This is a genomic window from Veillonella denticariosi JCM 15641 (assembly GCF_002959855.1).
GTDB classification, from domain to species: domain Bacteria; phylum Bacillota; class Negativicutes; order Veillonellales; family Veillonellaceae; genus Veillonella; species Veillonella denticariosi.
In genome coordinates, this window is record NZ_PPDB01000003.1 from 417,620 (window position 1) to 441,367 (window position 23,748).

Here is a 23,748-nt window from a genome sequence, read left to right on the forward strand (position 1 = left end):
TATCGAAAACGTCCACGTATATTGGCATCCTCACAGAATATACCGAATAAATTTACAACATATAGACACATTTTGTTATGCTCATCTATGCATATATACTGATTTTACCAAAAATTTTTTCTATAGAATATTCGGTTAAGAATATAAAAATACATTCTATTTATGGGTTAAGGCCTACACGAATCTTGCCCAGGTCTCTCTACCAATTTTAATGAAACTAAAGAGCGTACCCCGAAGGATACGCTCAATTAAACGTCAATTAAGTTTTAATTAACAAGACATCATTACAAGTATTATAATTAACCAAATATCTTTAACTCACCGGATATCATCCGGAATATTTTTTACTAATTATATATCGTTTAGAATATCTTTACTAAATCAATTGTCTGATTCCGGTTAGGGCCGACGGATACGATCCCCAAAGGCACACCTGTTACCTCTGCAATGCGTTCAACGTATTGGCGGGCATTTTCAGGCAATTTATCGTATTCACGAATGCCGGAAATATCCGTTTCCCAGCCCGGTAATGTTTCATACACGGGTTCGCAAGCTTCCAAATCTTTCAAATCAGCCGGGAAGCCTTCCACGTCTTTACCGTTTAGTTTATAGCCCACACAGATTTTCAATTCCTTGAACGAATCGAGAATATCGAGGCGCGTAATAGCGAGATAATCCAAGCTGTTAAGACCGGCCGCATATTTAACAACCATGAGATCTAGCCACCCCGTACGACGTGGACGACCTGTTACGGTGCCGAATTCATGTCCGAGATTACGAAGATTTTCACCGATTTCATTGAGCTGTTCCGTAGGGAACGGGCCTGCACCGACGCGCGTAGCGTAGGCTTTCACAACGCCGAAAATATTTTTCAGATAGTTAGGACCGATGCCGGCACCGGTGGATGCACCGCCTGCAATCGGATGAGAAGACGTTACAAACGGATATGTGCCGTGATCGAGGTCGAGCATCGTCGCCTGCGCACCTTCAAACAATACCTTTTTGTCGGCTTTTACGGCCTTCAGCAAGGCGATATTCGTATCCGTCACATATGGTTTCAACGCCTCCGCATAGTTGATGTAATCCACGAGGATTTCATCATAATTTACGCCGTCCGCACCATATACGTTGCGAAGGATTTTATTTTTAAATTCCACATTGTACGCCAATTTTTCCTTGAACACGTCCATATCGTACAAGTCGCAGACGCGAATGCCGATACGGTTAATTTTATCCGCATAGCAGGGACCGATACCGTTTTTAGTAGTCCCGATTTTCGCATCCCCTTTGGACGCTTCCTCAGCCGTATCGAGAGCGATATGATATGGCATAATCAAGTGAGCACGGTCGGAAATTTTAAGAGTTTTCGCGGATTTCCCCTCTTTTTCAAGGCCTGCGATCTCCCCTAACAACACCTTAGGATCGATAACGACACCGGTGCCGATGATATTCGTTTTATTATCATACAGGATACCGCTCGGTAACAAGCGAAGTGCAAATGCTTTATCATCCACCACCACAGTGTGCCCTGCATTGTTCCCGCCTTGGCTACGAACAACAACATCAGCCCGTTCTGCAAGACAGTCAACGATTTTACCTTTACCCTCGTCACCCCATTGAGTGCCGATAACCATACTTGTTGCCATGTATATATCCTCCATGTGAAAGTCTAATTATTCCACTAACATTATACAACAATGTTCGGACTCTGTGAAAGCTATATTTCCGGTTCCCTCAATAAGAAACTCATAATCAATCCCACGAGTCCTACCGGGATCAAGACCTCTAATGCGGTCTGTACGCCGTAGATATCCGCCAGATGTCCCACATACGGCGCTACGAGGCCGCCCAACGTAATGCCTAGACCGAGTGTAATCCCCGAAGCGAATCCCGCATTTTTCGCCAAGTATTTTTGACCCAGCACCGTTACGGGGCCATATTGACTAAAAACACCGAACGCCATGGGAATCATGGCGCCGAAAAAGCCCCAGATATTGGGGATAAAAATAAAGGCGAGTACGGATGGCAGGAACACGATATATCCGAGTTTAATGGTTTTCAAAAATCCGATGCGATCGGATAACCACCCGCCCACATATGTAAGAATGCCGCCGAGGCCGAAGTATGCGGTCAATGCCAAGCTGGATGTTTCCGGCGTGCCATTGATTACCGTAATGTACAAAATCGGAATAAAAATGGATAGCACGGAAAACAAGATGGACCGCGATGAAATGATAAAAAACAGTTTACCGAAGCTGAGCCAGTCATTGGTGGCATCACGGTCATCCTTCGTCATTTTTTCCTGTGTTACCGTACTTTCACCATCGCCGGTGAAAGCATAGTAATAAAGGGCTACCCCGATGGCCGCCGCCACCGTAAATATCCACAGATAATTCGCACCGAAGATATAGGTGCCGCCCGCAATGAGAGGTCCCAAGGCAAAGCCCGCACTGCCGCCAACCGCGAAACGCCCCATGGCATTGCCGATTTCGTTAGACTGCGTACGCTTGACGAGAAGCGCCGCCTCGGGATGAAACAAGGCAGCCCCGATTCCGGCTATAAGAGACAAAAGCAAAATCATCTCATAGCTGGTAGCCAGAGAAATGGCGCTAAGTGACACGAGACAGATCGTAAAGCCAAGCGGAATAAACCAGGGCACACGCCACCGATCGGCCACATATCCCAAGACGGGTTGGGCCACGGACGCCACTATGGTATTGCAGAAAATAACGGTCGCCGCCTGATAATAATTGAGCCCATAATTCGCAATAAAAAACGGAATCAACGCTGCAAGGGAACCTTGACCGAAATCGTTGATGCAATGAAAAATGGGAGGTGCATATTTTCGTACAATACGTTTCATACAAAAACTCCTATAAAACAAAGGGTAGGCATAGACCAAAAGCCTCCAATGGCCATCTCTGCCCTAGCGGGCAGCGCCAAGTCGTTTTTTGTCTATTAAACTATACTTATCTATACTTGTCATGTTCCTATTAGTCACCTAAGTGAACAATAGTGTCATCATTTATATTTACACTTCTATAAATTACAACTATAGTGTAAGTGGAGGCCTCTAGATGGCCGGTTCTTGCCAATTTCTCGAGAGTTGGCAGTGACCAGAAATAAAAAAGACCCCAGTCGTCGACCAGGCCACATCTTCACATATTAATCGAGTATGAGACCTGGCGAAATCAAACATCCAAGCCTCTCTTTTATGAGTATATCAATGTATAGGCTTTAATTTATTTTTCCCCAATCACACATAGCATTTATGATTGGTATAAAAGATATCCCTTTTTCTGAAAGAAAGTATTCTACTTTTGGTGGAACTTGTGGATACTCTTTTCTAATTATAATACCATCTTCTTCTAACTCTTTTAATTGAGCACTTAACATTTTATGTGTTATGGGCACTAAATTTCTTTTTAATTCACTATACCGTAAAATTTTTTCACAAGCTAATTCATATAATATTCTCAATTTCCATTTTCCATTTATCATGGAAAATGTTTTTAAAAATGGTGCTTGTTTACTTCTACATATATTTTCCATCTTACTACTCTCCTTTTAGATAGTATCTTCCAAAAAAGTGCGTTCTTACCCTAATAAATATAAAACAGTATAATGAAAAATATCTAAATAATATATCTAAATAATCAGTAAGGATAAGGAGTGATATTATGTCAAATATATTTAGTCAGATTAAAGTAAAAGGTGTCAACTTTTCTAATAGAATTGTGATGGCACCTATGGTACATTTCGGTTATAAAAATAAAAATGGAATTATGGAAGAAAAATTACTTAATACATATCTAAACTATGCAGATAAAGGAATAGGTTTAATAATTAGTCAAGCACTTATAGTTGCAAATAAAAAAGAAATAGTTGGAGATGTTTCAAACTGGGCAGGAATATATTCCAATGAACATATTAAATATTTAAGGAAAATTTCTGATACTTACCATAAATATGGCACTAAATTTATAGCACAGTTAAATACTTTAAATTTTAAATTTCTCGAAAAGAATTCAAATAATATTAATGAACTCTCAAAAGATAATTTAATGTATCTTAGAGATTGTTTTATAAAAAGTGCTAAATTTTGTCAAGAAGCGGGACTTGATGGCATTGAATTACATGGTGCTCATGAATATTTTTTTAATATGTTATCATCAAAAATTTCTAATAAAAGAAAAGATAATTATGGGGGGAATCTAATTGAACGATTAAATTTAGTAAAAGAAATTATAGAAGGTATTAAAAATTTCTCAAAAGATAACTTTATTATTTCTTACAGAATGGGCTGGACTGAAAATATAAACACTGATATTGAAACAGCAAAAGCTCTTGAAAAAATAGGAGTTGATATATTACATGTATCCAGTGGAATACCAGAAAATAGAAAAATAAAATTGCCTGATGGATTTGAATATAATGATTTTATTTACACAGGTATTCAAGTTAAAAAAAATGTCAATATTCCTGTTATCATTGTAAATGACATAAGAACTTTAAGCAGAGGTAATAAGTTAATTGAAGATGGAGATTGTGATTTTGTTGCTTATGGAAGACCCTTCTTATCTGATTCTAATTTTGTACTACATTCACTAAAATAAGGACTGTTACAAACCTATGAAATAAGAATAATTCAATTACTAACTAAACGTCTTAATTACCTCTTATTCAATAATTTAATTTGCAACAACCTTTTTTATACATCCTAACCACTAAATATTCTCCCAATGCATAGCACCAATTTTTATAATCCAAACCGCGCCATGATAGTGTCAACATGTTTTAACAATTTATATGGATCAAAACATGCATCAATTTCCTCATCAGTCATGTACTTCTTAATATTTTCATCAGCTTTTAAACCTGTTGCAAAGTCTTTGCCTTCAAGCCAGCGTTCCATAGCATGTTTTTGAACCCAACGATATGCTTCGTCACGTACCGCACCTTTGTCTACAAGATGTGTCAAAATTGTTTGGCTGAATACGAGGCCCCCTGTAAGGTTAAGGTTTTTAAGCATAGTTTCAGGATATACCAACAATTTATCAATGGTACGGATTGTTAGGTGCAGCATATAATTTAATGTGATCGTCGCATCCGGCAGAATAACGCGTTCTACAGAGCTGTGGGAAATGTCGCGTTCATGCCACAACGCCTGGTCTTCGTAGGCGGATTGAGCATATCCGCGAAGCAAACGGGCCAAGCCGCAGATTCTTTCACAGGTAATCGGATTGCGTTTATGCGGCATCGCAGAGGATCCTTTTTGTTTCGGGCTGAAGTATTCCTCCGCCTCGCGAACCTCCGTGCGTTGCAAATGACGAATCTCCAACGCGATTTTATCCAATGTGCCGCCGATGACAGCGATCGTGGAAATCAGTTCCGCATGGCGATCGCGCTGCACCACCTGCGTCGCAATTTTTACAGGTTCAAGGCCCAGTTTTTCGCACACATACTGTTCCACGAACGGATCGATATTGGAGTACGTTCCGACCGCACCGGACAACTTGCCGACCGCTACATTCTTACGGGCATGTTCCAGGCGCTCCATATCGCGTTCCACCTCCGCCATCCACAACGTCAGTTTCAAACCGAACGTGGTAGGCTCGCCGTGAATTCCGTGAGTACGACCGATCATCGGCGTATGTTTAAATTCCGCGGCGCGACGGCGCAATACATCGTGCAATTTCTGTAAATCGGCGAGCAAAATATCGCATGCCTGCTTCATCATGTAACCGAGCGCCGTATCTTTCACGTCTGTAGAGGTAAGTCCGAGATGGATATACTTAGCCGCTTCAGGACCGACGTATTCGCCCACTGCCGTCACGAAGGAAATGATGTCATGGTTCGTTTCCTTCTCGATTTCATGAATACGCTCAACGTCGAAATTGCCCTTTTCCCGAATGATTTTCGCCGCTTCTTTAGGGATTACGCCGAGCTCCGCCTGCGCTTCGGATGCCAGTGTTTCCACCAGTAACATTGTATCGAACTCGTTGCGTTCGCTCCAGATATGGCCCATTTCTTCTCGTGTATAACGTGGTATCATGATGTCTCCTTTGCATGATAAAAGCTAGTATTGATAGGCTTATTGTACCATATGTGAAAGGGTCATTCAATCAATTCGGCCTCAAATTCCGAATGATAAATATATTAAATTTACTAATTGTTCACATTTTAAAAATAGATTTTTTTAAGCTATACTCTATCAATATAAGTTCGCTTGAAAAATATTTATTAATATTACATGTGAAATTCTAATTTATGAATTAGCCGAATTCCCGGCCTCCCGACTCGCTTTGAGTCCACGTTTAAGTTCATATACTTCTATGCCCTCATCAAGACGATGAATACGGTTAATCGTTTTAGGGTGAGTAATAAAGAAACGGCTGAAGAATCCTCTTCTTTCACAATCACACACTTGACCATTATCCAGAACGGCAATTTCTGCACTTAGAATCCCTAAATAGACCAGACCATCTCGCAATTCTCGGCCCAAGCCGATCGATACGGCATAGGCGTCTGCAGCGTACTCGCGGCGCCGACTGTCAAAATAATACGTAATATATTGAGGTATCAGCAGCACGTATTTCACAGCTGCAATCATTGCCAAAAAGACCAGTTGAAGTATGCGGACCAGAATATTAAGAATCGGTATAATCATGAATACATTTAACGCTACATTTAAAAGTATCACCAGATTCAAAATTAATTGGCCCAAGCGGTTCATCGCATAGGTAATCGTTAAGTAAATCGTGTCCCGATGCCTCAAGTGACCTAGTTCATGTGCCAAAACGCCGACCAGCTGTCGCTCATCCAGAATCTGTAATGCTCTCGTATGAACCGTAATATGATTAATACCGGAAGCAAACGCATTAATATCATTATCACTGCGCATGCGCAGCACTAAAGAGTTTCGAGAAACGCCACTGCGTTCGCATAATTCTTTCATAATAGGCTCTATATAACCCGATTCCGCCGTTGTCGGTTTTCTTTCACCGTTTAGTACATGTGAAAGCCAGCGAAAAGGCGGCAGAAAGAATCCGATCGCCACAATAACAGGCAGCGCCATAGCCAAAACGATATACACCTCCAACTTATCAGCCAAATGCAATGGTTTCATGAGCCAGTCCCATGAAAAGGGATGCACCATTTGTACTGCCGATTCCAGAATAGGAAAAAATACAAAAACGATGATAACATTGACTATATAGGTAAGAATAACTTGAAGCATACGCTCTCTCTTCTGCATATTTCAACTATAGGAACAAATTAATGGGTACAAATTAATTTATAGTATATCATAGCTGCACATTGTGAGATATAATAATCATACGGATCTTTGTATCATAATTTTGTATCATGATAGAATTTAGCTTTATAAAAGAGCCTATTAATCCTATATAATAATATACCTGAATATGTTTCACTTAATGGAGGATTGCATGTCAAATTTAAACAGAAAAGAACGCCGCGCTCAGCGCAACGAATCAAATACTACGGGCACTCTCTTGCGCTTATTCTTCGGCCTCAGTTTTATCGGCTTAGCCGTTGTGCTCTTTGATGAGCTTGATATCAACTATGGCTTCTCCATCTTTACAGTAGATATTCTCGTGTCGTTACTCTACGTTATATTGAATAAATCCCGCATCAACACATCTCTTGCTGTACACACGAATGTACGCGTTATCATCGCTTTTCTCATCATGCTGATCACCATGTTCTTTTACGCCTTCGCATTGTGGCGCGCCGATCAATTCAGTACCCCAATGCAGGTGACACTCTTTATCGGCGGCGCTATCGTCTATACGGCGGTATACAACTCAACTAAAACAATATTTACACAAAATTAATGTGCTTTCCAGATACTTGACAATAACAATGTAAAATATACTTTCAATATAATTGACGACTAGTGTATGATAAGAACAGGTACAATTTAATATAGTACCACGTATCATTCTCTATCAGGAGGTCAATATGAAAGCTTATGAAATTTTAAACAATCCCTTCCTAAACAAAGGTACCGCTTTTACCAAGGATGAACGACAAAAATTAGGACTTGAAGGTTTGTTACCCCCTGAAGTACAGACATTAGAACAACAGGCAGCTCAAACCTATGAATTATTTAACCGTAAAGATTCCCTATTACAGAAACGGGAATTTCTAATGCGTATTTTCTCTACAAACCGCACACTCTTTTTCAAAGTATTTAGTGAACATGTGGCCGAAATGATGCCAATTGTATATGACCCCGTCATTTCGGAAAGCATTGAACGATTCAGTCACGAATTCATCGACCCGGAATATGCCGCATATATTACGGAGGATAATATTGACCAAATCGATACCATTCTAGAACGTGCTGCAGACGATCGTGATATTCGTCTCATCGTTGTTACTGATGCGGAAGAAATTCTGGGCATCGGGGACTGGGGTACTAACGGTGTGGATATCTCTGTGGGAAAACTTATGGTCTATACCGCAGCTGCCGGTATAAATCCCGAATGGGTTCTACCTATCGTGCTCGATGTAGGCACTAATCGAAAGGAACTTCTCGAAGATCCATTATATCTGGGCATACGTAAAAATCGTATTACCGGCGACACATATAACAAATTCATCGAAACTTTTGTCCGTCATGTAGAAACTAAATTTCCAAAACTATATCTCCACTGGGAGGATTTCGGTCGTGACCACGCCACAGAAATTTTAAAAACCTACCGTCCTCAAATCGCGACCTTCAATGATGATGTACAGGGTACAGGCATTATATCCCTCGCGGGTATCTTAGGTGCACTCAAAATCAGCGGCGATAAATTGACAGATAAAAAATATGTATGCTTCGGTGCGGGTACGGCCGGCGTAGGTATTGCCAATCTGGTCATGACTGAAATGATGGCACAGGGCTTATCCGAAGATGAAGCACGTAGCCGTTTTTATCTCGTAGATAAACAGGGGCTCTTATTCGATGATATGCCGGATTTAACTGTTGAACAGAAATCATTCGCCCGCAAACGTTCTGAATTCAGTAATGCCCATGAATTGACTAATTTACATGCTGTTGTAAAAGCTGTTCAGCCCGGCATCCTGATAGGTACATCTACGGCACCGGGAACTTTCACGAAAGAAGTCATCCAAGAAATGGCCAAACATGTTGAAAGGCCTATTATCTTCCCATTATCTAACCCGACTAAATTAGCCGAGGCAAGCGCTCAGGATTTGTTGACATGGACTGACGGAAAAGCGCTCATCGCAACAGGTGTGCCATATGATCCGATTGAATTCAACGGAGTAACGTATGACATTGGTCAAGCAAACAATGCTCTCATCTATCCCGGAGTAGGTCTTGGGGTATTAGCTGTAAATGCAAGCCGTTTAAGCGATAAAATGATTTCCGCTGCGGCTCACGCACTACAAGGGCTTGTAGACACGACAAAACCGGGTGCCGCCACATTACCTCCTGTTGAAAAATTAACAGAATTTTCACGCACGGTTGCCAAGGCAGTCGCTGAATGCGCTATCAAAGAAGGCCTTGCGGAAAAACAAAATGTAGATGACGCCATCGATGCAATTGTATGGAAACCGGAATACAAATAACCCTCTGCAGTAACTACCATATAAATTACATCATAACATTTTCACAAAATCAAATTTCTAAAATATAAATTCTTTCATCAATAGCAAAAGGCTGTACTCGATGTTCATCATCGGTACAGCCTTTTATTCGCCTAATACGACAGGTATGGTCAATGTCGTAGGGTGTCCTAAATTGTTTTCAATAGTGCCGCTGTGTTTCACGATGCGAAGCGCCTCGTCTTTAATGGCCGGCGCCACCTTATCGTCGATAATTCGCGTGCCCACCACTTCGCCGGACTCGCCGAAATGCACTTTCACCACCACGGCGCCCTGCAAATGCGATTGACGGGCCTGTTCCTGCACGCGTTTCAAAAAGCTCGTCGCATTTCGTTCCGGTGTCGGCTTCAATTCCTCCTGTAACCCTCGTGAAAGCAGTCCTAATGCCACAGGGCTCATAAAGGATAGATCGGATTCCTGATCGGGTAAATTATTCCCGTTCGTACCGTCATAAATTCCTGAATTTGGATTTTTCTTATTCCGGGAAAATGAACCGAAGGATTTTTGCTCAGACTCCCCTTCTTTCGATTTAGCAAACCCGTCCTGCATCTCCGCTACAGGCTCATCCGACTGATTCACGGAATCCGTATTGCGCACATAACCCCATTCCATATGTTTCGGCGTATTAACGTCCGGCGTCGAATAGAGATTATTCGCTGCGGTCTGTTTCGGCTCAACCGTTTCCGTATGTTTCTCCTCCTGTGCCGACTTATCATTATCGGTATTGCCCTTTGCCGCATCGGTGGCCGCCGGGTCCGCATGATGAAGTTCCACCTTGCCCGTTTCAGTACCGAAGCTTTCACCATCACTGTCGACATCAAAGGTGATTTCCGTCATGATATCCCCGCCGAAGCCCGTACCTCCCATCTGCTGCAGAGACAGGCCGAACGCAAAGGTCCACAGGGAACTAATAACGGCGGCGATGACGAACGGTTTCTTATAATTCGTATCCAGCATAGCCTATTTGCGCTCCGTCGCTACACTAATATACTTGGCGCCGTTCACCTTGAGCAAATCAAGCAACGTAATGACATCGTTATACACGACATCCTTGGCGGCACGAACGACAAAAGCCTGCCGCGGATTTTCCGTCACGATCTGTTGCACCGCACCGGCCAACGCCTCTCCGTCAAGTTCACGGTCATCGAGGAACAGCCGATGATTCGAGGTGAGCGTAATCGTTTTCGGCTCGATGGACTTCGCCGATGAAGTCGAAGTACTCGGCAAACTGATCGGTATCTGCTGCTCCGAATTCATGTACAGCGTGCCGATCATGAAAAATACGAGCAGGAAAAACACGATATCGATCATGGGGATAATCATGATGGCCGGTTCTTTTTTTACACCTAATGTACGTCGTCTCATACGGATGAATCCTCGTTATATACGTCTAAAATGACCCCGCACGCATGCTCCAGTTCATTGATGAAATCATTTACGCGCGCCGCACAGTAACTGTGAAAGCCGAGCGCTATGATGGCAACTGTAAGGCCCGTTGCCGTCGCAATGAGCGCCTCCGATACGCCGCCGGTAATGACAGTAGGGGCCCCGATGTCGCCACCTACAACGGCAAAAGCGCGAATCATACCGAGCACGGTCCCCAATAAACCAAGCAGCGGCGCCATCGTTACAATCATGCTGAGCCACCCGAGACCGCGCTTCAATCGCTCATCTACATAGCCGATAACGTCCTGTAATCGATTTTCAAGCGCCGTATAATTACGGGCGCGACGCATCGGCGTCGCCAATAGTTCACCGAGTTCTTTGGCGTCGCGTTCCACCACGGTCGGCAACATCACCCACGACGGCTGCTGTTCCATAGACTTCGTGACTGCTTTCAGATCCCTCCGAAAGCGGCGATACAACAAAACACGCTCCACGCCGATCATCCACGTTGCAATGAGAAAAATAAATAGCGGAACCATGACAAATCCGCCGGCTGAAAATAAATGAATAATACTGTCCATGCTAAACCTCCAAAAGTCCACATATATCGGACTCTATTGGAAATAATTATATCATGTTTTTCCATATCCCATAAGAAAAATATACACGCAAAAATGTCAAGTGACCATTAAGAACCTCCGTGATTATCAGTCACCGCACTTTCACCGAAAAGAATGCTACACTACAAATAAAATCAAGAAAGTCCTATGTAATAATTGTTAAGCACGTGTACACGTGCTATCATATAAGGAGAGTATATGAAGGACAAAGATTTACTTAAGCTACTTCAGAAAAACGGTTGGAAGGATGTACGGCAGTGCGGCAGTCATCACCGATTAAAGAAAGGTGATAAAGTGGAAGTAATCGCGGTTCACGGAAGAGATATGCCTGCCGGATTATTAAACGCTATTTTAAAACGTACAGGACTGAAATGAGGAGGACCTATGAAATTTATATATCCTGCTGTTATCCATGATGATGGCGACGGTTTATGGGCTGAATTTCCCGACTTGGAATACACCAGCAGCACAGGGGCAACGCTGACAGAGTTATTAACAAATGCTCAGGAAGCAATGGAATTATTCATCTTAGGTGCACTTGAGGATGGTGGAACTCTGCCTGAAGCCACTTCCATTCGCAATTTACCGTGTACAAAATCCACCTATCCTACACTCGTGCAAACGGATATCGATTTAGCTAAAAATAGCAAATCTGTAAAGAAAACCCTGACCATTCCGGCATGGTTGAATGAACGCGCATTAGCCAAAAACCTTAACTTTTCACAAATTCTACAGGAGGCGCTCGTAGAAAAAACAATGTAAAATTACAATACCATCTTCTACGAAATCAGCCTATTATACTTATCCGCCACTAACTATAGGGCACATAAAGATCCCCTTAAAAATCACATAATCACGCAAATGAAAAAGACCCGATGTCTCTATACAGCAGCTTCACCTTTACATGGTAAAGCGATCAAATGCCGTATAGATGTCGGGCCTCTTTTCGTTATTTTTCTATTTAATCGATTTATCAAAGATTCCGATTAGTTCTTCTACGGCCTGCGACTCACTCATTTTACCGTTCAGTACGGCCGCTTCCACTTCGCCCATGCGCCCTTGAATGACAACATTATTAAAGAACAGGTTGTGCAAGTGTTCATCAATCATGTCGCGCACCCATTGTAAGGACTGTTCCTGACGTCGTTTGAGGAACACTCCGTTTTCCTTGCATTGTTCGGCGAACTCTTCGATAACCTCCCATAGCTCGGGCAGGCCGTCTTTAGTAACGGCCGAGCAAGTATAGGCCCGAGTCTTCCATTTTTCCGTAGCCGGACGGATGTAATGCAGCATCCGGTCATAATCGCTACGCGCAATGAGGGCCCGTTTAAGGTTGTCCCCATCCGCCTTATTGACTACGATGGCATCCGCCAGTTCCATAACGCCTTTTTTAATGCCCTGCAGTTCATCACCGGCACCGGTGAGAACGATAAGCATAAAGAAGTCCACCATGGAGCGGACGGTGACCTCACTTTGACCGACACCTACGGTTTCCACGAGGATAATATCATATCCCGCCGCTTCACACAGCAGCATAGTTTCTCTACTTTTACGAGCTACGCCGCCCAATGTGCCTCCCGCAGGGGACGGACGAATATACGCATTCGGATGTTTTGTCAACGTTTCCATGCGCGTCTTATCGCCCAGAATACTGCCCTTCGTGACCTGACTCGTCGGATCCACCGCAAGAACCGCTACCTTATAACCCGCTTCAATGAGCATGTTACCGAAGGCTTCAATGACGGTACTTTTACCGGCTCCCGGCACACCTGTGATGCCGATGCGCAATGCCTTGCCCGTACGGGGCAACACAGCCTGCAGCACCTGCTGTGCCGTTTGAAAATGCATTGTATTGTTACTTTCAACCAATGTTATGGCCCGTGAAAGTATGACGCGGTCACCCTGCTCGATGCCGCGCACATAATCAGCAACGGTCAGCTTTTTACGTCGCTGCACGGGTCGTGACGACGGGGCCAGATGAGCGGAGCTCGTCACGAGGCCGTCATGCATTTCCTTGACGCCCTTCATCACGTGACACGCGTACGTGTCATCCGCTTTCGCTTCCTCCGGCACCCAGTCGGGACGATAGGTACTGCCCTCGGCGCTTGCGTTTTTTACACCCAGTTCAGGGGCGTTACTTTCACCGGAGGTGAAAGCGGCGTCCTGCGTGTTACGCAATTCATCCGGAGCAGTCCGTTTCTTATCAGTCATTAGACTCTTCCTGAACGTGGCTGCTCAAGGTTTCCAATAATTTTTTCGCCGCTACCGGCAAAACTGTACCAGGTCCAAAGATAGCCACTGCGCCATGTTCGCGTAGGAATTCATAGTCCTGAGCAGGGATTACGCCACCGATGGCAACCAAAATATCTCCACGGCCCCGCTTGTTGAGTTCCTCTACAAGTTGAGGCAACAATGTTTTATGCCCCGCCGCAAGAGAACTGAATCCGACAATATGAACGTCATTATCCACCGCATCTTGAGCTGTTTCTTCCGGAGTTTGGAACAAAGGTCCGATATCCACGTCAAAGCCCATATCCGCGAAGGATGTAGCAATTACTTTCGCGCCGCGATCATGACCGTCCTGACCCATCTTGGCAATCATGATACGAGGACGACGACCTTCGATTTCTTCAAAGTCATCCGCCATCTGACGTACTTCCTTGATAACATCATCATCTTCAAATTCGCTGGAGTATACGCCGGAGATAGAACGGATAACCGCTTTATGACGGCCGCATACCTTTTCAACGGCAAAGGAAATTTCGCCCAAGGATGCACGGGCACGAGCCGCTTCAAGCGCAAGGGCGAGCAAGTTGCCTTCGCCCGATTCCGTAGCGTTCGTAATCGCTTCGAGACAGGATTGAACCTTTTCTTCATCGCGGTTAGCGCGCAATTGTTCAAGGCGACGAATTTGCGCCTCACGTACCGCCGTATTATCTACGTCGAGGATATCCAACGGATCTTCCTTATCTAAGCGATATTTGTTGATGCCGATAATGGCTTCACGACCGGAGTCGATACGAGCCTGACGACGTGCAGCGGCTTCTTCGATACGCATCTTAGGAAGCCCTGTATCGATAGCTTTCGCCATACCGCCAAGGGATTCAATTTCCTGAATGTGACCCCATGCGCGACGAATCAATTCGTCTGTCAATGCTTCTACATAGTAGGAACCGCCCCATGGGTCGATAACCTTACATACCTTCGTTTCATCCTGGATGTAAAGTTGAGTATTACGCGCAATACGCGCCGAGAAGTCCGTAGGCAACGCGATCGCTTCGTCAAGCGCATTCGTATGAAGAGATTGGGTATGACCCAATGCGGCCCCCATCGCTTCCATACATGTACGAGCTACGTTGTTGAACGGATCCTGTTCCGTAAGAGACCAGCCGGATGTCTGGCTATGTGTACGAAGAGCCATGGATTTAGGGTTTTCAGAGCCGAAGCTTTTAATAATCTTAGCCCACAACATACGAGCCGCACGCATCTTCGCCACTTCCATGAAGTAGTTTTTGCCGATAGCCCAGAAGAAGGACAAGCGCGGCGCGAACTGGTCAACGTGAAGGCCCGCATTAACACCGGTACGGATGTATTCGAGACCGTCGGCCAATGTATAACCTAATTCGATATCCGCCGTCGCGCCCGCTTCCTGCATATGGTAACCGGAGATGGAGATACTGTTAAACTTAGGCATATTCTGCGATGTATATGCGAAGATATCCCCGATGATACGCATCGATGTAGCCGGAGGATAGATATATGTATTACGCACCATGAATTCTTTCAAAATATCATTTTGAATTGTGCCGGCCATAACCTTTTTATCTACACCCTGTTCTTCACCGGCTAAGATGTAGAACGCCATTACCGGCAATACGGCGCCGTTCATTGTCATGGATACGGACATCTGGTCAAGAGGAATACCGGAGAACAGAATTTCCATATCGAGAATGGAGTCTACCGCAACACCCGCTTTACCAACGTCGCCCACAACGCGTGGATGGTCGGAGTCATAACCGCGGTGAGTGGCAAGGTCAAAGGCGATAGATAGACCCTTTTGACCGGCTGCCAGGTTACGGCGATAGAACGCATTGGATTCTTCCGCGGTGGAGAAACCGGCGTACTGACGAACCGTCCAAGGACGCGTTACATACATCGTGGAATAAGGTCCGCGCAAATACGGAGGCACACCGGCCATGTAGTCAAGGTGTGTCATTCCTTCATAATCCATCTCCGTATAAAGCGGTTTCACCTGGATCTGTTCCATCGTCGTATTGTATAACTCTTCAAAGCTTTTTCCCGTTTCCTTTTGGAGTTCAGCAAGCCATGCATCGCGAGATGTGGCCGTCTGGGTTCCCAAGCCAAGAGAGGAGAAGTCTGGATTTTTAAACATGAGCTCACATCCCTTTCTTATCTTGTAACGTATGTAAGATTTCGTAACAATTTGCACGAACAGAAATGAAATCATCTACGCCCGCTTCGCGGTAGGTAGGTTCCAGGTCCTTCGGAGGTGCCCCTGCCAGGATAACCGTCACATTCGGCATAGTTTCCTTCAACTCCTTGGCGAGCGGCGGAACCAGTTCCGGATAGGTGGCATCCGTAGAACAGATAACCACTACATCGGCGCCGCTTTCACGAGCCGCCTTCGCCGCATCAGCCGTCGTTTCATGACCGTCGTTCTTGATAACCTCGAACGCCGCCACTTCAAAGAAGCCTGTGGAGAAATCGGCGCGCGGTTTATGTTGCGGTATAGGACCCATATTCGCCAGGAATACCTTCACATTGTCCTTCGTCCGTTGTTTGTATTCTTCCGTACGCATTCTGAGCGCCTCAAATTGTTCCGTCCAGCGATGAGGCGTGATGGCTTCGATCGTTTCCGATGAAATATCACCCGCATCCAAAGCCTTGCGGATTTGACGCATCGTCAATTTCTGCAACGCCCCCAGTTCGATGAGGCCGATCAATGCACCCGGTTCCGTCGTACTCGCCTCCAGCGCCGCCTGAGCTTTCACAACCGCATCAGGGTCGGCTCCGGACAGGTAAGCCTCGATTTGCGCCGTCCGTTTTTGACGCAATGTATCCTGGTTTTCAGGTTTAGAATCCAAGAGCTCTTCGGTCATGTTCGCATACATGTTGTTCCCTACGGCAACGTCTTTGCGGTATGCCAGGTTCTTGAAACGCTCCGCCAACACGGCTTTCACCTGCGCCTGCGGATACCCTTCCTTCAATGCGGCGACAATCCCGCCTTTCGCTTCAATAGCCTGGAATTCGGCCCAAATTTTTTCACACAGTTCGGCCGCCAAGGTTTCCACATACCAGGAACCGCCTACAGGGTCAACCGGTTGACGCAATTCGAATTCCGTCTGCAACATGACCTGAATATTACGCGCAATACGACGGGAGAAATCGTCGGATTTGCGAATCGGCTGGTCAAACGGAGATACCTCCAAACTGTCCAAACCGCCCACAACGCCGGAGAATGCCTGTGTCGTGTTACGCAACAGATTTACATACGGATCGTATACGGTCTTTGTGAAAGCCGATGTTCTGCCGTGAACATGCACCGCGCGATCGCTTTCATCAGCACCGAAAGCCTCCATGATACGCGCCCAGATCACACGCAAAGCCCGTAATTTCGCGATTTCCATGAAGAAGTTGGCCCCTAGAGAGAAGGTGAACATCATGCTGTTCGCAATGGTATGAATGTCCACATTACGTTGCGCCAACTCACGTACGTAACACGCCGCCGTCGCCAAAGCGTAAGCCACTTCCTGCACGTCATTAGCACCACCGTTTGCATAGGCGTCGCCGGAAATAAGGACGGTCTTGAGCTGTGGCGCCTGTTCGGAAGCCCAGATCACGCTATGTGCCATTTCATCAAACGCCGTGTCCAACGACATATGCAGCGCACCGTCCTTCACCCATACGCCGATAGGATCCGCACCTACGAGACCTTTCAGGTCGGACGTCTGCTTTTTCGTCGCTTTCACAGTGGCGGAAATCATCCCCAACAGGATGGCGGATGATGCACCGGCCTCGATGTAGAGAGGATTTTCCTTGAAGTTAAACCGTTCCAATAATTGCGCACAATCTTCAACAGTCGATAACGATGTACCGCCCACGCCTACAGCGGCACCAACCTGCACATCCTGATCATGACGCGTCGCTTCATCCAGACGGATGTTATGAATCGTACTGCCCTTGACAATTTCGTACAGGCTCGCATGATTTGCGTCCTTCGGTAACGACTCATCTACGTATTGCGACACGCCCCAGGAATCCTTAATATAGCCGCTCGCCTTGGTGCCTCTCAAAAATTGACCCGCACCGGGATACACGCCCTTCGGAATTTTTTCCTGATGCAACGCTGGCGTATAAATCGGCTGTAAAGTAATTCCTTCATAGGTTTTGGTGAACATCTTTTTATGAAAGTCCCCGCCCTTTAAAGCCTTTTCAACCTCAGCCTTCCATTTTTCATACGTAGGTTTCTCAAATTCATCAAATGACACAGGAGCTAGCAGTTCGCTATTTGCGGCATTTGAAGCCATTTTATCAGACATATATGTGCCTCCTTTTCAACTCGAAACCATACTAGGAACAGCGAATCCGTCATCGTACCTATAAACTGTTCGGGATGTATCCGACTCGAGCAAATCCGGCATTATCAAATCGTAATACAAAGCTCCTAATACGCCCCTCCCGAATGGCAACAAAAAACGTGCCACCCTGGAGTGACACGTTAGGTTTCTTGTTGAAAGGTACACAAAAACCTCTAAGCAGTATACCTCAATCCCCTTCCTATCGCTCGTAGGTACATAACGGTGATTATCAAATAGGCAGTTCTCCTGGCTCGGGGTCATCGCCTCGCTTTCGCCTTCCCAGATTGCTCCAGTGACATTATGAAAGCAGGCTCGTCCTTACAGTGGCGGGACCGCATCGGCTTATACCGATTTCTCTATTAAGTCTTGTGACACCTATTCTCAATATTTTGTTGTTCTCCCTTAAATATAGTGTAAAACACTGCATTCAGTCAACATTTATAAAATCAATTCATAAGTACCTAATTTTATATTATATGTAAAAAGCATATAGCATAACTTAAAGTAATATATTCGCATCACACATGAATAATGCTATAATAAATCATATTTATCAGGAGGCATCTATTCTATGGAACATACAAATAAAAAAGGGCTGCTTATGGCCCTCAGCTGTTATATCATATGGGGATTACTCCCTATTTACTGGGCACTCTTACAACATATTTCCCCTTATACCGTGCTGGCCCATCGCATCATATGGTCCGGCATCTTTATGGCTTTCATCGTTATAGGCATAAATTTTACACAATTCAAAAAGGACTGCCACCATTTATGGACACATCGCTCACAAATCGTGCTGCTCCTATGTGCCGCACTACTGGTCAGCCTCAACTGGGGCACCTATATCTGGGCCATCGCGAATAATCATGTTATGGACACCAGTCTCGGCTACTATATCAACCCGCTCCTCAATGTCCTGCTGGGTGTCATCATTTTTAAAGAGGTCCTCACGTTTCCGAAAAAGCTCAGTGTCGCTATCGCCGCCTTGGGCATCGCCTTTCTTACGTGGCAACTGGGCTCTCTGCCGTGGATTTCCGTAGCCCTCGCCGTCTCATTCGGTCTCTACGGCGCGGTAAAGAAAAAACTGATCATCCATCCGTTCACGAGCATCGCCCTCGAAGCATGGATTGTAACCCCTCTCGCCGTATTGTATACGATGTTTATCGACACATCGTCATGGTCCTATTTCGGCACGGACTGGAATACGACCTTGCTGTTCATCGGATCCGGCCTGACCACATCGGCTCCGCTCATACTGTTTTCGTATGGCGCCCGCCTGTTGCCGCTTAATGTACTCGGCTTTCTGCAATACGTATCGCCTACCATCGCTTTACTCTTGGCGATCTTCTACTTCGGTGAAAGCTTCACTACGACGAACATCATCGCCTTCTCCTGTATCTGGCTCGCCCTCATCATCTTTACGATGTCGAATCAGTTGCAACGGAACAGATAAAATATATATTCAACATATAAACAATATAGCCTCTCCGCTATGAGAGATTAACATCTATTGTACGCCCCGATATTAGATTGAACTTGATCTGATATCGGGGCGTACTTCATAGTGAAGAGGCTATTTTACTATATAAATTGAGTAACTTATTTTATCAGTGCTTCAAAGCGGGGCTGACCGTGATATTTCATAAAATGATCCTGCTCCGCCGCCACGGCTTTCACGGACGGGTCGATCTTAATCGCCTGTTCCAACCAGTCGAGGGCTTTTACATCATCCCCCTGATCCGCATAAATGGTGGCGATACCGTAAACGGACCATGTATTGCGAGGATCCTTTTCCAGTACCCGCTCAAACCATTCCTTGGACTCGTTCAAGCGCCCCTGCAGTTTATAGACCATCGCCATATTGTAATAATTGGCCACGTTATCGGAATCTAAATCGTAAGCTTTCCTGGTATCCTGCAGGCCCTTGTCCGTATCCCCCTGTAACGCCTCCGCCATGCCGCGCACAGAGTACGCCTCCGCATTACCCGCATGAGCCGCTATCGATGCGGTCGCCTCCTGTACGGCCTTGTTGTAATCGCCCGCTGAAAGAGCCGCCTTGGCCGCCGTTACATGCGAATCGGAGTCCTCATTCACCTTGGACTTCTCTACCGTTGTGTCCGCACCGGTCGCCTGCGTCCTGTCCGTATCGACGCCACACCCCCAAACACCAAACAAACTTACAAACAAACCTATACATAATAGAGTAGATCTCATAAAACACCTCGCTTATCAATTCTATCGATTTAGACACAATTTGGGGAGATGCAGTTCAGGTAACTCGTCCTTTTCGTTATATCTCGGAGAATTTAAATGTGTAACTCATTAACTTATTACTTTTTACTTGTAGAGCACCGGTCTAACAGGTACGCAATACCGACGAACGGGATGCCCGAATTTTCACCGAGCCCGATTTCACAAGTCGAACTGGAGCTGACGCCAAGGGTCGCACCGTATTCGGCCACTTCGCCGGACAAGTCTTTCGTAGCGCATTTATTGAGTTCCGGCGTAAAGAACCCCTTTTGTCCCGCGAAGCCGTCACAAGCGAACGATTTGATATTGAATACATGATCAGAGCAAAGATTTGCGAGCCGTTCAATATATTCGGACTTGCCTGCTGATTTAATCTTACATTGTTTATGTACGAGAACGCGTTCATCGCATTTACGGATATCAAGGCGCGGCACCACGTGATTATACAAGTATTCGGAAATATCATTAATTTCCAAATCTGTAATATGTTTGAAAGCATGGCTAAAACATGCACTGTGGTCGATTACGATAGGATATTTACCGTTTTCCGAGGCAGTCATCAATGCATCGTGAAGATCCTTGAGCGCCCGTTTATCGATGTCTTCATAATTTTCAAAGCTGAGACCGCAGCAGAGGTTTTCAATATGCGGCGGATACACCACATCGATATGCGCTTTACTGCATAAGCTTTCAAAAACTTGTTGCAAACTCCGTTCATCATTATAACCCTGGTTCGGACGGAATGCGCGGTTTGCACAGGTACTGAAGTATACGACCCGTTCAAAATTGCCCGGCTTGATGCGGTTCTTCAATTTATAACGGTTCGCCTTAGGTGTCGTCTTCGGCAAGTACGGCGTCATCCCGGTCACGCCATGTAAGCCATCCGTGATTTTTGAAATCGCCTTCTTCGTCACGATAGCGCCGGCAATGCCTTCAAGGCTCACGCCGGCACGGCACATATCAAGGGTCGTCGCGAAATTATCGTAAATCGTCTTCGCGAGACTCGGTGCAGGCGGATCGATTTTACGCATGGACAATGCAATCTGCGCCGTATCGATACTGAGCGGACATAGACCTTTACACATGGAACATGCCGCACAGGTGTCCACACCATAGTACTGATAGCCTTTTTTAAGTTCAGCGGCAAGCGTGAAATTGCCTTCCGCTTCAAGTCGTTTCGTTTCACGTAATAACGCGATACGTTGACGCGGTGTCAATGTTAAATTGCGGCTCGGGCAATGCTTTTCACAGAAACCGCATTCCATACAAATAGTGAAAGCATCATCAATAACGCATTGCGCTTTCAGATTTTTCTTGTATACATCAGGATCATCGGTAATGATAACATCAGGATTCAAGATGCCCGTAGGGTCGAAGATAGCCTTGATACGACGATTGATTTCGTACGCCTTCTTGCCCCATTCCATTTCAACAAACGGAGCGACCATGCGACCTGTACCATGTTCCGCTTTCAAGGAGCCCCCGAATCCGGATACGCGCTCGGACATTTCTTTCACCAAATCGGCGAAATTCTTGGTATCCTTAGGATTGCTGAAATCAGGGGTAATATTAAAATGCACGTTCCCGCTCAAAGCATGACCGAAAATAACGCCGCCGTCCACAAAGTCGTATTTATGGAATAACTCCGTAATCATTTCGATGCCCTTGGTGAAATCCTCAATTTTGAAGCACACATCCTCGGTGATAACCGTTGTGCCTTTCTTGCGCTGCCCGCCGACAATCGGCAGGATCCCCTTGCGGATAGCCCACCACGAATCATATTCCTTCGGATCTTGGGAATATAGGCTCGGCATAGCCGTCGGAATATCCTTCAACTGATCTTTAATAAACGCTAAGTTCGCATCCACCGTTTCCTTTGAATAGCTTTCAGTTTGGAATAGAATCGCACTGGTACCTTCCGGCACTTCGCTAAGAAAAGCCGGCACATTTTCAAGACTTTGTACCGCGCAGAGCGATTGGTAGTCCATCATTTCCGCAGCGACGACCTTCTCGCGGCCCATGTTGGCAAGGGCGACAACCGCAAGAGAAGCGTCGTTCAATGTGCGGAAGAACATGAGACCGCACCCCTTATGAGGCACGTCCTCAACGGTATTGTACACGATTTCGGACACGAAGCCTAACGTGCCTTCGGAGCCGATAAACAGATGATTGATGATGTCAATAATATCTTCAAAATCAACAAGCGAATTCAAGCCGTAACCGGTAGTATTTTTAATCTTGTATTTATGATGAATCATGTGCGTCAATTCTTCATCCGCTAAGATATCCCTGCGCAATTGCAAAATATCCTCCACCATTTGCGGTTTTTCCTTGAGGAACTGCTTGACGCTCTTCGGATCCGATGTATCGAGAATCGTTCCGTCCAACAATACGACGCGAATGGAACGGATCGTCTTGTATGAGTTCTGTGCCGTACCGCAGCACATGCCGGATGAGTTGTTATTCAAAATACCGCCAATCAAAGCGGTCGCAATGGTTGCCGGATCAGGTCCGATTTTGCGGTTATACGGTTGTAGCATATCATTCGCATCAGAACCGATTACACCGCAATCACATTTTAATGCAAGTCCGTTATCCAGAACCTCCATCTTTTTAAAACCGTCATTACATACGATGAGCACATCTTCACAGGAACACTGCCCGGATAAGGACGACCCCGCAGCCCTGAATGCGAATGGCGTACCGCATTGCTGACCCAGACGAATCAAGCGGCGTACCTCGGATTCATCCTGCGCTTTCACCACGACCTTCGGCAAATAGCTGTAACAGGATGCATCCACGCCATATGCATAACGTCTCAGATAATCTGTATACACACGATCTTTACAAATCTCCTGCGCCTCTTTAGCAAAACGGTCATAATCTCTTACTAATGAATTCACTTGAATAACCTCCAATCCCAGCTTAAGGAAATCTTTATAAATTTAGTATACGCCGTTCTCATTATGCCTACCACAATTATGCATAAATTATATCTCTTCCAATAATTATCGATATCGATGCGCCTTTTAAATTATATGTTGAAAGTACATCTCATTCGCATTATCATGTACCGATTTCTCCGCATGTAAAGCAAAAAGGCCCCTACCCATTCGGACTAGACAGACACGAATTAAAAAGTATCTCTAAATCCACATAGATAGGGACCTGGACATATGTAGTTCTACAAGAATCAGATTGCAATATATATACATAAAACCTTCATGTATATATATTTTATCCGTTAC

At 45.2% G+C, this 23,748-nt stretch carries 19 protein-coding genes and 1 riboswitch; of the genes, 6 read left to right on the plus strand and 13 right to left on the minus strand.

Going from position 1 to position 23,748, the window contains the following annotated elements; translation table 11 throughout:
• Positions 1-362: 362 nt before the first annotated feature.
• The 3 genes from VEHSUH05_RS04355 to VEHSUH05_RS04365 form a co-directional block, all read right to left on the minus strand.
• Positions 363-1,646 carry an adenylosuccinate synthase gene (locus VEHSUH05_RS04355; protein ID WP_105090838.1) on the minus strand — a complete coding sequence of 428 codons (1,284 nt, stop codon included), beginning with the start codon at positions 1,644-1,646 and terminating at the stop codon, positions 363-365.
• Positions 1,647-1,717: 71 nt separating this feature from the next.
• Complete coding sequence (locus VEHSUH05_RS04360) at positions 1,718-2,863, minus strand: MFS transporter (RefSeq protein ID WP_105090839.1); 1,146 nt, start codon at positions 2,861-2,863, stop codon at positions 1,718-1,720.
• A gap of 374 nt (positions 2,864-3,237) precedes the next feature.
• Complete coding sequence (locus VEHSUH05_RS04365) at positions 3,238-3,552, minus strand: winged helix-turn-helix transcriptional regulator (protein ID WP_105090840.1); 315 nt, start codon at positions 3,550-3,552, stop codon at positions 3,238-3,240.
• 128 nt (positions 3,553-3,680) lie between these two features.
• On the opposite strand from VEHSUH05_RS04365, the gene VEHSUH05_RS04370 reads away from it, so the two are divergent.
• A complete protein-coding gene (locus VEHSUH05_RS04370; RefSeq protein ID WP_105090841.1) occupies positions 3,681-4,616 on the plus strand; it encodes an oxidoreductase in 936 nt (311 codons plus the stop codon).
• Between the two features lie 143 nt (positions 4,617-4,759).
• Here the strand turns inward: VEHSUH05_RS04370 and purB are convergent, their stop codons facing one another.
• On the minus strand, positions 4,760-6,055 hold the full coding sequence (purB, locus tag VEHSUH05_RS04375; protein ID WP_105090842.1) for an adenylosuccinate lyase: 1,296 nt from the start codon (positions 6,053-6,055) through the stop codon (positions 4,760-4,762).
• A gap of 213 nt (positions 6,056-6,268) precedes the next feature.
• Positions 6,269-7,240 (minus strand): M48 family metalloprotease, encoded by a 972-nt coding sequence (locus VEHSUH05_RS04380; RefSeq protein ID WP_054674506.1) that lies wholly within the window; start codon positions 7,238-7,240, stop codon positions 6,269-6,271.
• 211 nt (positions 7,241-7,451) lie between these two features.
• Here VEHSUH05_RS04380 and VEHSUH05_RS04385 point away from each other — a divergent pair, with 211 nt between their 5' ends.
• Positions 7,452-7,859 carry a hypothetical protein gene (locus VEHSUH05_RS04385; protein ID WP_054674505.1) on the plus strand — a complete coding sequence of 136 codons (408 nt, stop codon included), beginning with the start codon at positions 7,452-7,454 and terminating at the stop codon, positions 7,857-7,859.
• 127 nt (positions 7,860-7,986) lie between these two features.
• Entirely contained in the window at positions 7,987-9,606 is a 1,620-nt protein-coding gene (locus VEHSUH05_RS04390) for a malolactic enzyme (protein WP_105090843.1), read from the plus strand.
• A gap of 123 nt (positions 9,607-9,729) precedes the next feature.
• Here the strand turns inward: VEHSUH05_RS04390 and VEHSUH05_RS04395 are convergent, their stop codons facing one another.
• The 3 genes from VEHSUH05_RS04395 to VEHSUH05_RS04405 are packed head-to-tail and all read right to left on the minus strand — an operon-like array spanning position 9,730 to position 11,609.
• The gene (locus tag VEHSUH05_RS04395; protein WP_105090844.1) at positions 9,730-10,599 is read right to left on the minus strand and encodes an energy transducer TonB; all 870 of its coding nucleotides are present in this window, start codon (positions 10,597-10,599) and stop codon (positions 9,730-9,732) included.
• A gap of 3 nt (positions 10,600-10,602) precedes the next feature.
• Positions 10,603-11,007 (minus strand): ExbD/TolR family protein, encoded by a 405-nt coding sequence (locus VEHSUH05_RS04400; protein ID WP_105090845.1) that lies wholly within the window; start codon positions 11,005-11,007, stop codon positions 10,603-10,605.
• Entirely contained in the window at positions 11,004-11,609 is a 606-nt protein-coding gene (locus VEHSUH05_RS04405) for a MotA/TolQ/ExbB proton channel family protein (RefSeq protein WP_105090846.1), read from the minus strand. Before VEHSUH05_RS04405 ends, VEHSUH05_RS04400 begins: the two co-directional genes overlap by 4 nt.
• A 237-nt stretch (positions 11,610-11,846) precedes the next feature.
• Here VEHSUH05_RS04405 and VEHSUH05_RS04410 point away from each other — a divergent pair, with 237 nt between their 5' ends.
• A complete protein-coding gene (locus VEHSUH05_RS04410) occupies positions 11,847-12,023 on the plus strand; it encodes a type II toxin-antitoxin system HicA family toxin (protein WP_054674499.1) in 177 nt (58 codons plus the stop codon).
• Between the two features lie 9 nt (positions 12,024-12,032).
• On the plus strand, positions 12,033-12,410 hold the full coding sequence (locus tag VEHSUH05_RS04415; protein WP_105090847.1) for a type II toxin-antitoxin system HicB family antitoxin: 378 nt from the start codon (positions 12,033-12,035) through the stop codon (positions 12,408-12,410).
• Between the two features lie 195 nt (positions 12,411-12,605).
• On the opposite strand, the gene meaB is transcribed toward VEHSUH05_RS04415, so the two are convergent.
• The 3 genes from meaB to VEHSUH05_RS04430 are packed head-to-tail and all read right to left on the minus strand — an operon-like array spanning position 12,606 to position 18,208.
• A complete protein-coding gene (gene meaB / locus VEHSUH05_RS04420; RefSeq protein WP_038117479.1) occupies positions 12,606-13,859 on the minus strand; it encodes a methylmalonyl Co-A mutase-associated GTPase MeaB in 1,254 nt (417 codons plus the stop codon).
• Positions 13,852-16,041 carry a methylmalonyl-CoA mutase gene (gene scpA, locus VEHSUH05_RS04425; protein WP_038117481.1) on the minus strand — a complete coding sequence of 730 codons (2,190 nt, stop codon included), beginning with the start codon at positions 16,039-16,041 and terminating at the stop codon, positions 13,852-13,854. The genes meaB and scpA overlap by 8 nt, the downstream gene beginning before the upstream one ends.
• Before the next feature lie 4 nt (positions 16,042-16,045).
• Positions 16,046-18,208, minus strand: a complete 2,163-nt coding sequence (locus tag VEHSUH05_RS04430; protein WP_105090848.1) for a methylmalonyl-CoA mutase family protein — start codon at positions 18,206-18,208, stop codon at positions 16,046-16,048.
• Between the two features lie 258 nt (positions 18,209-18,466).
• Positions 18,467-18,641: riboswitch (cobalamin riboswitch) on the minus strand.
• Between the two features lie 177 nt (positions 18,642-18,818).
• On the opposite strand from VEHSUH05_RS04430, the gene rarD reads away from it, so the two are divergent.
• On the plus strand, positions 18,819-19,703 hold the full coding sequence (gene rarD, locus VEHSUH05_RS04435) for an EamA family transporter RarD (RefSeq protein WP_038117488.1): 885 nt from the start codon (positions 18,819-18,821) through the stop codon (positions 19,701-19,703).
• A 146-nt stretch (positions 19,704-19,849) separates the two neighbouring features.
• Here rarD and VEHSUH05_RS04440 read toward each other — a convergent pair whose 3' ends face one another.
• Complete coding sequence (locus VEHSUH05_RS04440; protein WP_105090849.1) at positions 19,850-20,464, minus strand: tetratricopeptide repeat protein; 615 nt, start codon at positions 20,462-20,464, stop codon at positions 19,850-19,852.
• 116 nt (positions 20,465-20,580) lie between these two features.
• Entirely contained in the window at positions 20,581-23,403 is a 2,823-nt protein-coding gene (locus VEHSUH05_RS04445) for an FAD-binding and (Fe-S)-binding domain-containing protein (RefSeq protein WP_105090850.1), read from the minus strand.
• Positions 23,404-23,748: the final 345 nt, after the last annotated feature.